The following is a 12,231-nucleotide window of genomic DNA, read 5'->3' as shown; positions in this document are numbered from 1 at the left end:
AATGAGAATTTTGCTGTTTACAGCAGATTTTGACGGGTTTTGAGCTTTCTATCGTGAAAAGTGTCAAAAATTCGGATAGATTTCAGGATACATTTGAAAATTGATTTGACTTTTTCCATAAAATGTTAATTTGTTTTTTGCGGATATTCTACAAGTAAAAGAAAAGAATTCACAGAATCGTAAGAGAAATTTACGTTTTATATCCTTGCATTCGGGTGGTGTATCGTGTATTCTTATATATAGATAAGAAAAAGGAGATCGTAACGGGATGGATAGCTTAGACCGTAGACAGGGGCTTTCTTCGGAGCAGGTAGCGCAGCGCGTGCGCGACGGGCTTTCAAACGCCGATGAGGGCATTAAGACCAAAACCGAAAAGCAAATCATTTTAGAGAATACGTTCACGTTTTTTAACATCTTAAACTTTGTGCTGGCGTTTTTCGTTTTGCTGGTGGGCTCGTTTAAGAACCTTTTATTTTTGGGCGTTATCTTTTCTAATATTATTATCGGTTCGTTTCAGGGCATAAGAGCAAAACGGACGATTGACAAGCTCTCCCTCATTTCCGCGCCGAAAGCCTCTGTGCTGCGCGACGGAAAATTGCAGACGATACCCGTGAGCGGGATTGTGATGAACGATGTGCTGCACCTTTCGACCGGGCAGCAGATTTGCGCCGACGCCATCGTTTCGGAAGGCGAAGCGGAAGTGAATGAATCGCTCATCACGGGCGAAAGCGACCCGGTCTTGAAGCGCGCAGGTGACGAGCTGCTTTCCGGCAGCTTCATCGTTTCCGGCAGCTGTTACGCCGAAGTGGAGCACGTAGGCCGCGAAAACTACGCAAACCGCATCGCAAACGGCGCGAAGTATGTGAAGCGCACGAACTCCGAAATTCTCCATTCCCTCGATTTCATTGTAAAGACGCTCGGATTTACGCTGGTGCCGATTGGCATTTTGCTTTTCTGCAAGCAGTTTTTTTTGCTGCATGACACGATCCGCGAAGCCGTTGTGAGCACGGTCGCCGCGATCCTCGGCATGATCCCGGAGGGGCTCATTTTGCTGACAAGCGTGGTGTTTGCCGTAAGCGTACTGCGGCTTTCACGCTACAAGACGTTGGTGCAGGACCTGTACTGCACCGAATCGCTGGCACGCGTAGATGTGCTATGCTTAGACAAAACAGGTACGATCACCGAGGGCACGATGCAGGTGGACGAGCTGCACCCGCTGACGGGCTACACCGAAGAGGACATGACGGCTCCGCTGGAGGCGCTTGTGCAGGTTTTGACGGACGACAACCCGACGTACAACGCGGTGAAGGCATACTTTCCCGGCGGATCGGATTGGAAAGCTGCGGCGACGGTGCCGTTCTCCTCTGCGAGAAAGTGGAGCGGCGCGTATTTCGGCGAGCGCGGCACGTATGTGATGGGCGCGGGCGAATTCATTTTGGGCGAACGCTTCGGTGCGCTGCGCGAGCACACGGAGGAATATGCGGCGCGCGGCGAACGCGTTTTGCTGCTGGCCCACTCCGCAAAGCCTTTCCTTGAAAACAAGGTGCTGCCGGACGACATTGAGCCGGTGGGCTTCATTTTAATCAGTGATAAAATTCGCACGGAAGCACCGCAAACGCTGCGCTATTTTGCAGAGCAGGGCGTGACGCTGAAGGTCATCTCCGGTGACAACGCCGTGACGGTCTCTAACATTGCACAGAAGGCCGGTCTGCCCCACGCGGAAAACTACTGCGATGCGACGACGCTGCACACCGACGAGGAGATTGCGGGGGCAATTGAGCAATACAGTGTGTTTGGCCGCGTGACGCCGCAGCAGAAGCTGAAATTTGTGCAGGCGTTAAAAGACCACGGCCACACGGTGGCGATGACGGGCGACGGTGTGAACGACGTTCTGGCGCTGAAAGAGGCCGATTGCAGCATTGCGATGGCTTCCGGCAGCGACGCGGCCCGCACGGTCTCGAACCTCGTTTTGCTCGACTCCAACTTTGCTTCCATGCCGCAGGTGGTGAAGGAAGGCAGGCGCTCCATCAACAATTTGCAACGCTCTGCATCGCTGTTTTTACAGAAGACGATCTATTCGACGGTGCTGGGCGTGCTGTTCATTTTTCTTTCTGCTTCCTACCCGTTTGAGCCGATTCAACTGACGTTTATCAGTTCGATTACGATCGGTATTCCGTCGTTTATACTGGCGCTGGAGCCGAACAACGAGCGCATAAGCGGCAGCTTTTTAGCGAACGTTTTGAAGAAATCGTTCCCCTCTGCCCTGACGATGATTCTTGGCGTTTTGTTTTTGACGCTGTTTAAGGGGCCGCTGAATTTGACGAACCCGCAGGTCTCGACACTTTCGGTCATTGTGGCGTTTGCCGTTGGGTTTATGCTGATGTTCAAGCTTTGCCTGCCGTTTAACGCGCTGCGCGGGGCGCTGTTCGGCACGATGGCGGCAGCGTTCTTTGTGGGATACATCGGCTGCATGAATCTGGTTTCCATGGTGCCGCTGACCGCCCCGATGCTGTTTATTTTGATCCCGCTGCTCATTGTGTCGATCGTCTTTATGGTGCAGACGAACCATTTTATGGAGCATTTTGCAGAGCGCCACACGCGGCGTTTGCTGCAAAGCAGGTTCTTCCAGAATCACCGCAGAAAGCGGCGTGAGGCGGCGCACAAAGACCGCCACGCCGCCCGCAGAATGCGCCGCCGCACAGAGCAGCCAAGCAGGGTGCGAGACGGTAAAAGAGCTTAATTCAGTCGAGATAATATGAAAACACCCCGGCAGGCGGTTTGGATGGCTTGCCGGGGTGTTCTTATGCGCTTGTTAATTTTACAGGATGCAGTATTTTGCCATGTAGTCTTCCATGGCGGGGAGGATATCGTTGTATTTTTCGGACTGCTTTAAGTACTCGTGGATGTCCTCGACGGTGACGATGGCGTGGACCTTGATGCCGAACTCCTCGTTGACCTCCATGATGGCGGTTTTGCCGGGAACCTTGCCTACCTCGCAGCGGTTGACGGAGATGAACATATCGTTGACTTTCACATTGCCGCAGCCGTAGAGGATCGGCATGGTCTCGCGCACGGCGGTACCGGCGGTGATGACGTCTTCGATGATAATAATTTTATCGCCGTCCTTCGGCTTGTAGCCGACGAGGCTGCCGCCTTCGCCGTGGTCTTTCTCTTCCTTGCGGTTGAAGAAGTAGGGCTTCGAGATGCCATACTCGTTATAGAGGGACGCGGCGGCGGCTGTGGCAAGCGGGATACCCTTGTACGCCGGGCCGAACATGGCGGAGAAATCTTCGCCGACGGTCTCCTTGATGAGCGATGCGTAGAACTTGCCGAGCTTTGCGATCTGCTCGCCGGTCTTATAGTTGCCGGTATTGACGAAGTACGGCGTATTGCGGCCGCTCTTCGTGACGAAGGAGCCGAAACGCAGCACGTCTGCGGACATCATGAACTCGATAAACGCCTTTTTGCTTTCTGTCAGCATAAAAACCATCCTTTATTTCCGTCATGGGTCGGAATTTATTTTTATCAGTATAGCATAGATTTGTGTTTTCGTCAAAATTTTTTACGCGAACTTACGCTGCCGGAGAAAGTCCGTTTTCCGCTGACCACGTATAGACAGAATACGTATTGCCGTCCGTTGTAACGGCGACGGTGCCGTCTGTATCGGTGCGCAGAATCTTGCAGTTGCGTTCGGAAAGGCTTTCGAGCGTTTCGTGGTGCGGGTGACCGTATTTATTATCCTGCCCGCAGGATATGACGGCGACAGCGGGGTTCACGGCGCGGAGAAAATCCATGGAGGACGATGTGGACGAGCCGTGGTGACCGCACTTTAAAACGTTTGAAGTGATGTCCGTTTCGCGTGCTAAGATATTCTCTTCAACCTCGGTTTCGGCGTCGCCGGTGAGCACAAAGGAGATATTGCCGTAGGTGAAGCGCAGAACAGCGGAATAGTTGTTGAGGTTATCGAATATCTCGTCCTTTTTCGGGGATAGGACGGTAAAATTGGCGTTTTCGGGCGCGGGGATTTTTGTATCGGTGGAGATCTGCTCGGTTTGGACGTTTTTGTCGAGCAGGGCATCGAGCATATTTTCGTATGTAGCGGTGGTGGGCGTTTGGTCGTCGGGCAAAAGGGGCATATAGAACGTACCGATGGTGTAATCCTCGATGATCTGCTTCATAGAGCCGATGTGGTCGGCGTGCGGGTGCGTGGCAACAACAGCATCAAGCGATGTGACACCGAGCGTCTGAAGGTCGCTTTCGATGGTATCCCCCGCTTCGCGGGTGCCGGCATCAATGAGCATGTTGTAATCGGTGCCGATTTGAATTAAAATGCTATCCCCCTGCCCGACATCTAAAAAGTAGACGGCGCAGTCGGCGTCGGTGCCGGTGCTTTGGGTTGGCTGTGCGGGGGCGCTTGAGTCTGGTGCACCGGTGAGGTACGTTTCAAGCTCCGGGAAATAATAGACAAGCACCGCCGCGAGCACAAGAACGGCGCTGATGACGGCGGAAAGCGTTTTTTTGTTCCGAGGTTGGCGGCGACGGCCTGCACCGGTTCTTTTCTGTGGCATGGGTCTCTCCTTTTTGTTTACATAATTTGTTTTACGCGATACAAAAAAGCTGCCGCAGTTTTTACTTGCAGCAGCTTACTTTGCAAATCCTACTCTTTACTTACCTTGCGTTTCGTCCTTGTAAAGGTTAAAGCGGAACAGCTTGGATTCATCCGCTTCGTTATCGCAGACCACAAAAGCTTCTGCGATCTTTCCGCCTTCAATCAGAGACGTAAGACCGATGAGCTGACACAGCTTGCTTTTCAGGTTCAGCTTATCACCGTCGCGCGTCATCAGATACACATTGCCCTCGCAGCTATCCAGTACAGACAGGAAGCCCGGGACATCGATGTCGTGAAGTTCGATCATCTTGGACATCAGTCATCTCTCCTTCGATATGAGATTTAGTCTCATTATGGTTTGCCGATAGGGTTCTATATGGAAAACCATAATATCCTATGATGGCTTTATTCTATCACAACAGCAGAGAATACACAAGGGCTAAACGGAAAAAAGGTGCGTTGCATTCAGGTTAAATTTTCGGTGAATTTGTTAAACATTGAGGAAGCTACGAACCTTTCCGCTCATTCGCCGGAGGCACCGTAGTTCGCGAGCACGCGGGCGCTGGGATCGTTGACGTCGCAGCCCTCCCACGCTTTGTTCGGCATCCAGAAGTCCTTCACCATTTCTGCTTGACCGGGATAGTATTTTTCAAAAATTTCACGGTAGAGAAGGGATTCTTTCGTAAACGGCGTTGCGAACGGATATTTTGCGGCGCGGAGCTTCATTTCGTCATCGGTATACTTTGTTTCGGCGTAGGCCTTGAGGTAATCGACCATAGAGTGACCGACGGCATCGGAGAACGCGGCTTTTTCGCGGTATAAAATCGGCAACGGGAGGTAATCGCCCTCGAACGCGTGGCGCAGGAGATATTTGCCTTTTTTGTACTTGTTGAGCTTCATCTCGGGATCGACGAACATGACGTATTTGACGAAATCGAGGTCGCCGAACGGAACGCGGGCTTCGAGCGAGTTGGCGGAGATGCAGCGGTCGGCACGGAGCACGTCGTACATATGAAGCTCCCGCACGCGCTTTTGGGCTTCCGTTTGGAACGCAGCGGCGCTGGGGGCGAAATCTGTATATTTGTAGCCGAAGAGCTCATCAGAAATTTCACCGGTGAGCAGCACGCGGACATCGGTCTGCTCGTGAATGGCTTTGCAGACGAGGCACATGCCCATGCTGGCGCGGATGGTGGTGATGTCATACGTGCCGAGCAGCGCAATGACGGTTTCGAGATTTTCGATGACGTCGTCTTTTGTAATGATAACCTCGGTGTGGTCGCTGTGAATGTAATCGGCAACTTCGCGGGCGTATTTTAAATCGATAGCATCTTCACTCATGCCAATGGCGAATGTGCGAATAGGCTTCTTTAAAAGCTTTGCCGCGACGGAGCAGACAAGGGAGCTATCGAGCCCGCCACTGAGAAGAAAACCGAGCGGGGCATCGGCATCGAGCCGCTTTTCGATGCCGGCAACGAGCTTATCATGGATGTTTTTACAGACAGTCTCGAGGTCGTCGCGGCAAACTTCTTCGACTTCGGCGATGTCGCAGTAGCAGGTGAATTTGCCGTCCTTATAGTAGTGGCCCGGCGGGAACGGCATAACGCGATGGCACAGGCCGACGAGGTTTTTCGGCTCGCTGGCAAACATAATGTGGCCGCTTTCGCTGTACCCGTAGTAGAGCGGGCGGATGCCGATGGGGTCGCGCGCAGCGATGAAGCTATCGGTCTCGGCATCGTAAATAATCAGGGCGAACTCGGCGTCGAGCTTTTTGAACATCTCGGTGCCCTCTTCTTTGTAGAGAGGGAGTAAAATTTCGCAGTCGGAATCACTTTTGAAGGTGTAGCCTTTTCTCCGGAGCTCCTCTTTAACGGAACGGAAGCCGTAGAGCTCGCCGTTGCAGACGACGGCGGAACCGTCCAGTTCAAACGGCTGCATGCCTTCTTCTGTGAGGCCCATGATGGCGAGGCGGTGGAAAAAGAGCCAACCTGCGGGCGTTTCCAGTGTGCGGGACATATCCGGCCCGCGGGAAACGGTTTTATCAAAGCCCTTTCGTAAATCTTCCAAACGAATGTCTTTTGCTGTGTAACCCATAATCGAACACATATCGGTTCCCTCCAAATAAAATAATTTCAATCCAAACGCAAATAAAAAAACAGCCGTTTGTCCCAATTTCTTAGGACGAATAGCTGTTGTATCCGCGGTGCCACCTAAATTATCTTATAAAGAAGATCACCTTTACTGTCTCTAACAAGACAGGCACGGCTTAACGCGCCGCCACACGTCGCACCTACTGAGATATGCGCATCTTTTCGGCTTGAGGCTCCGAAGTGTTATTCGCCGGTGTGCTTACGCGGGGTTCACACTCTCCCCCGCTCACTGTGCAAAGCGGTCTGCCGGGTACTTCTCTTCATCTGTGCCCTTGAATTATTATGCTAAGTTTATACCACAAAAATTTCATTTTGTCAACACTTTTTTGAAAAAATTTTTGATTTTACACGAAATTTGCAATTTTTCAGTTTACAACTTGCAGTTTGTAAGCGTTTTTTAGCCATACTAAAACGTATTTGTCAAAAATCAAAAAGCTCTTTTCATTTTACGGGAGTTGTATTATAATAAGCTTGGATAAAATGCAAAATGAAACAGGAGGTCTTTTCCATGTTTGCCTATAAAACTTTGAAAAGCGGCACTGACATTCGCGGTGTTGCAAGTGAAGGCGGCGGTGCGCCGATTAACCTGACCGATGAGGTCGTGGAGCGCATTGCGGCCGGTTTTCTCGTTTGGTGCGAAAAGCACCTGGACAAGTGCGCCGAGGGGCTGAAAATTGCCGTCGGCCATGACTCCCGCATTTCCGCAGACCGCATTGCGGCGGCGCTGTTCCGCACGTTTACGACGTACGGTGCTTCGGTTTACGACTGCGGCCTTGCCTCTACCCCGTCGATGTTCATGGCGGTTTTAGAGCTGCCGTGCGACTGCTCGGTGCAGATTACGGCGAGCCACCACCCGTTCTTCCGCAACGGACTGAAGTTCTTCACGCCTGCGGGCGGCCTTGACAGCCCGGATATTTCCGAGATTCTGGAATATGCACAGAACGGCGCTGCGCCGAAGGAGACCGACAACGGCACGCTGGTGCCGGTGGACTATATGTCGAAATATGCAGATAATCTGCGCGAGATGATCCGCAAAGGCGTGAACGCGGAAGATTATGCGCACCCGCTTGCGGGCTTTAAGATCGTTGTGGACGCCGGCAACGGCGCGGGCGGTTTTTACGCAAACGACGTGCTGAAGCCGCTTGGTGCGGACATTACAGGCAGCCAGTTTTTGGAGCCGGACGGCCGCTTCCCAAACCACATTCCAAACCCGGAGAACGAGGAGGCCATGGCGAGCGCTTGCGCGGCGACCGTGAAGGCCGGTGCGGACCTTGGCGTAATTTTTGACACGGACGTAGACCGCGGCGGCGCTGTGGACAGCCGCGGCGAAGAGATCAACCGCAACCGTCTTGTGGCGATTGCTTCCGCCATTGCGCTGGAGGGCAACCCGGGCGGCACCATTGTGACGGACTCCATTACGTCCGACGGACTCAAGACCTACATTGAGCAGACGCTCGGCGGCAAGCATCACCGCTTTAAGCGCGGTTACAAGAATGTCATCAACGAAGCGGTACGCCTGAATAACGAGGGCGTGAACTGCCCGCTGGCGATTGAGACGAGCGGCCATGCGGCGCTGCGCGAGAACTACTTCCTTGACGACGGTGCCTATCTGGTGACGAAGATCATCATTAAGGCGGCACAGCTGCGCCGCGAGGGCAAATCGCTCGATAGTCTCATCGCCGATCTGAAAGAAGCCAAGGAAGAAAAAGAGTTGCGCTTCCCCATTACTGCGGAGGATTTCCGCCCCTATGGCGAGGACACCATTGCGGCGCTTGAAAGCTACGCGAAAGCGCACAACTGGGACATTGCGCCGGACAACCGCGAAGGCATCCGCATTTCGTTCCCGGAAAACGACGGCGACGGCTGGTTCCTGCTGCGCATGAGCGTACATGACCCCATTCTACCGCTGAATATCGAAAGCAATTCCGTCGGCGGCGTACGCGTGCTGGCCGAAAAGCTGCTGAAGTTCTTTGACGAAGTGAAGCCGGAGAATGTGGACTATGCGGCGCTGAAGGGATTTTTGGAAAAGTAAGCTGAAATTGAATATTTGAATAAAAGGAACTCCCGACTGCTGCGGTTCATCATTTGCGGCGGTCGGGAGTTCTTGGTTTTTACGGTTCGATGGGCGGTGTCGGCTGCGGTTGAGTGAGCGCGGTGCGGCGGGTTTTGCGGTGGTGCAGGATGGCGTAGATGGCGATTTGAATGAGCATGGCGAGGACGTTGGAAAGGCTGACTGATACGCAGACTAACCACAATAAAAGATCAAACAGATTGCTTTTGGGGTCTTTATCTGCTCCGTACAGCGCCCATGCGAAAAGTGCTGTGCAGGCGGTCTGTATGAAAAGCACTTTTGACGTGTTGCGTATCTTTTGCAGATAACCGTTTTTTTCAAACCGCAGATTAAGGAGCGGCGTTGAAGCCGTGCCGACCATGACCGCAAAAACAGTGCCAATAGTTGTAACAACGGTTCGCAGAACTGCGTCTTCCCTGCCCGTATATGCTATATACATAGTGACGGGTGTCGCGAACAGGAAATACACAGCAAAGCCGAAAACACTGGTCACGATTTGCGCGAGAAGTAGGGAAATCGGTGATGCCGATTTAAAGTGTTTTTGAAATTGCATAAACTCACCCCGCAATCAGTTGTATGAGAGTTACGATGAACAAGGAGACACACAGGAGGAAAACGGCGAAGGAGAGCTTGGCTTTGGGGACAGGTCGCGGGGCGGAGAGACCGCCGCGCGAGAAACGGTCGCCACCGGTTCTTTCCCGCGGCAGAAAGCTGATGAGGATGTTCCAGACCGCGAAGCCGAGGGGGATCATGAACAGGGCGATGAGCGGCACGGTTTTTGGGATATCCCCTGCATTGTGCGGAGCTTGCATCTGCGTGCGCATGATGCCCATGAGCGCGATACCTATGGCGAAGCAAATAAGCAAGACCACGGCGCGCACTTTGGAACTCGTTTGCTCCAATTTCTGCACGACTTTTTTATCAAAAAAAGCTATTGGGTGCATGAACTCTTCCCTCTTTCTGGTACCTATTATGCTTTCAGTATATAGTTTTTAATGCAGGTGTCAAGGGTTTTCGTCAAAACTCGATGATATGAAGTTTTTGGGCAACTTCTTTGGCTTCGCCGCGGCGTTTGACGCCGAGCTTTTGGAGGATGTGGATGACATGCGTTTTGACGGTGGCGACCTTGACACCGAGGATGTCGGCGATCTCCTGGTTGCTGCGGTTGCCGCACAGGAGCCGGAGCACCTGCGTTTCTGCGGGCGAAAGCGGTTCTGAGAGCCGCGGCATGGGACGCAAGAAATTCGGGTACAAAACAGCCTGACGGCGCGTTTCCTGTAAAAGGAGTGAAAAGAAGGACTCGTCCTTTTTGTAGCCGGTAAACGTCAGCATGGGCATTACGGCGGCGCCAAACTGCGCAATAGGCATAACGAAGCGGTACTCATGGGCGGCATCAAGCGCCTGCATCCACTCCTCCTGCCACTGGGCGTTATTTTGCCGCTGATAGCAAACGGCCGTTAGGATGCGGATATATATGCGGTCCATCACGCGGCCGCAGCGTTCGCAGAACGGGATGAGTGAGGCCAATGTGAGCAGCGCCGCATTTTCTTCTCCGAGCGCGATCTCAACCATGGCACGCGTTATATACTGGTAGCGCCACATGGTACGGATGCGCGGCGTGATCTTGGGGGCAGATGTACGGTACCACTGCTCTGCCTTTTCCATTTCACCGGTGCGCAGCCATATACGGCAGCGCATGGCATCAATATTCGGCAGGAAACGCTTGTTGTCCTCCTCAAACTCTGTTCGCAGACTGTCTAAAGAAGAAAGCGCCATGATGGCGTTGCCTTGCTTCGTTTGGACGCGCGCCATGAGACCGATGATGGCGAACGTCATATCCGGCGTACCGTGACGCTCGATCTCGGGCAACTGGGCCACAAGCGTCATGAGCCACGGAAGATTATCCTCCCCTTTTTCAAATTTGCTTTCGCAAAGGGCGCAATCGGCAAAACCGATGCCGTCTTTGCCGAGAATGGCCTCCATCGGCTTGCGGATGGTTTTGTAGAGCAGCTCATCGTGCTTGGACCACGAGCAGAAATCTTTGCCGCCGTTCATAAGACTTGGCAGCATGCTGGTGACAGAAAACGTGGGTGTTTGCAAGCTTTTATCCGTTAGAATTTTGAAATAGTTGCCGATGTTCTCTGCGATGCCTTTGCTGCTGCGCTGCGGGAGAGAGATATCGAGATATGCAAGCTTGCCGCGCACCTCTTTGTAGGCGGTGTCGGTCTTTTTGAGCGGGGCGGCATACTCCTGCAGGGCGGAATACCACATTTCGGAGGCTTCGTAATCCATGCAGAGGGACGTGAGCATGCTCATACCGCACATGAGCGATGGCGAGCGGAGAATCTCCTCTTTCGGGATAGCATAGTAATACTTTTCCATCTCATAGTAATGTCCCACACCGGGGTGCTGCTCTGCATTGCGGATGAGCATTTCCGAGACGCGGCGGTGGTCTTTGCAGCGCGAATAGCACTCGAGCGCATGCTCGTAATCTTCATGCAGCTCATAGTAAAGCCCGGCGCGGCTGTACACTGCGGCCTGCTCCTGCGGCGTATAGACTTGGCGGAGCTCCCACATGAGAAACTGTTGGAAAAAGCTCCAGAAGCGGTATTTCTGCGCATCGGCATTTAAAAGCATGGTGGTATCGTGCCGAACGATGGAAATAAGCTCGTTGATGTGGCTGTCGCCGGAAATCATCTGGGCAAGCTCGGCGTCGAATGTATCGAACGGGGCGATGTCAAGCAGCATACGGCGCAGCGGCATTGAAAAGCGGTTGAAGATGTTATCCTCAAAATAGTGATAGATTTCCTGCTGCACAATGCCGACGATCTCCGGCGTATAGGGCTGACCGTTTTGCATCAGGCGCGAAAGCGCCGTTAGGGCCAGCGGGTAGCCGAGAGAATCGTGGATGATGACGTTAATCTCTGCTTCCGTTGGTGTGCAGCCATTCTTTTCCAGAAAAACACGCACGGTATCGCGGTCAAACAGCAAATCTCTGGCCTTGATGAGCTGCAAAAGCCCCGTGAAGCGGAACGGCATGAGCCAGCCGGGCAGCACGCCGCGGCTTAAAATGACGAAGTGCAGCTCCGGATTTTCGCGGATCCATGCGCAGAGCGTTTGCTGGTCTTCCGGGTCTTTGAGCGCGGGCAGGGAATCGATCACAATCGCATCTACATTTTTCGGCACGGGCTCGCGCAGGAATTCCGGGTCTTCTGCCGAAAACACGCAGGTTTTGTGATTGCTGAGCAAGGCGGTGGCGGCTGTAGACTTGCCGAAGCCGCACGGCGCGCTGAAGAAAATGACGCGGCACTGAGCCCAACCCTGTAAGAATTGCTCGCGCAGCGATGGCTTGATGACGACTTCATTCATGTGCTCTACTCCCCTTTTATGGTTTATAACCACAA

9 protein-coding genes are annotated in these 12,231 nt (G+C 53.0%); 2 read left to right on the top strand and 7 right to left on the bottom strand.

The window, feature by feature from the left end; genetic code table 11:
• Positions 1 to 268: 268 nt before the first annotated feature.
• Positions 269 to 2,740: a cation-translocating P-type ATPase gene (locus tag R2K26_RS02460; RefSeq protein ID WP_316518611.1), complete on the top strand. Its 2,472-nt coding sequence runs from the start codon at positions 269 to 271 to the stop codon at positions 2,738 to 2,740.
• A gap of 78 nt (positions 2,741 to 2,818) precedes the next feature.
• On the opposite strand, the gene pyrE is transcribed toward R2K26_RS02460, so the two are convergent.
• The 4 genes from pyrE to asnB form a co-directional block, all read right to left on the bottom strand.
• Complete coding sequence (pyrE, locus tag R2K26_RS02455; RefSeq protein WP_316518610.1) at positions 2,819 to 3,481, bottom strand: orotate phosphoribosyltransferase; 663 nt, start codon at positions 3,479 to 3,481, stop codon at positions 2,819 to 2,821.
• Between the two features lie 91 nt (positions 3,482 to 3,572).
• On the bottom strand, positions 3,573 to 4,568 hold the full coding sequence (locus R2K26_RS02450) for a ComEC/Rec2 family competence protein (protein WP_316518609.1): 996 nt from the start codon (positions 4,566 to 4,568) through the stop codon (positions 3,573 to 3,575).
• Positions 4,569 to 4,664: 96 nt separating this feature from the next.
• Complete coding sequence (locus R2K26_RS02445) at positions 4,665 to 4,925, bottom strand: hypothetical protein (RefSeq protein WP_176819914.1); 261 nt, start codon at positions 4,923 to 4,925, stop codon at positions 4,665 to 4,667.
• Between the two features lie 206 nt (positions 4,926 to 5,131).
• On the bottom strand, positions 5,132 to 6,712 hold the full coding sequence (gene asnB, locus R2K26_RS02440) for an asparagine synthase B (protein ID WP_316518607.1): 1,581 nt from the start codon (positions 6,710 to 6,712) through the stop codon (positions 5,132 to 5,134).
• Positions 6,713 to 7,264: 552 nt separating this feature from the next.
• On the opposite strand from asnB, the gene R2K26_RS02435 reads away from it, so the two are divergent.
• Positions 7,265 to 8,788: a phosphomannomutase/phosphoglucomutase gene (locus R2K26_RS02435; protein WP_316518606.1), complete on the top strand. Its 1,524-nt coding sequence runs from the start codon at positions 7,265 to 7,267 to the stop codon at positions 8,786 to 8,788.
• Positions 8,789 to 8,867: 79 nt separating this feature from the next.
• On the opposite strand, the gene R2K26_RS02430 is transcribed toward R2K26_RS02435, so the two are convergent.
• The 3 genes from R2K26_RS02430 to R2K26_RS02420 form a co-directional block, all read right to left on the bottom strand.
• Positions 8,868 to 9,266, bottom strand: a complete 399-nt coding sequence (locus R2K26_RS02430) for a hypothetical protein (protein ID WP_316518604.1) — start codon at positions 9,264 to 9,266, stop codon at positions 8,868 to 8,870.
• A 118-nt stretch (positions 9,267 to 9,384) separates the two neighbouring features.
• Positions 9,385 to 9,771, bottom strand: coding sequence for a hypothetical protein (locus tag R2K26_RS02425; protein WP_316518603.1), 387 nt, complete (start codon positions 9,769 to 9,771; stop codon positions 9,385 to 9,387).
• Positions 9,772 to 9,844: 73 nt separating this feature from the next.
• Positions 9,845 to 12,196 (bottom strand): LuxR C-terminal-related transcriptional regulator, encoded by a 2,352-nt coding sequence (locus R2K26_RS02420; protein ID WP_316518602.1) that lies wholly within the window; start codon positions 12,194 to 12,196, stop codon positions 9,845 to 9,847.
• Between the last annotated feature and the right edge of the window lie 35 nt (positions 12,197 to 12,231).

Origin of the sequence: Neglectibacter sp. CSJ-5, from assembly GCF_032490475.1 — a bacterium.
Classification (GTDB): Bacteria; Bacillota; Clostridia; order Oscillospirales; family Acutalibacteraceae; genus Hominenteromicrobium; species Hominenteromicrobium mulieris.
This window is presented reverse-complemented; position numbering and strand designations above follow the sequence as displayed.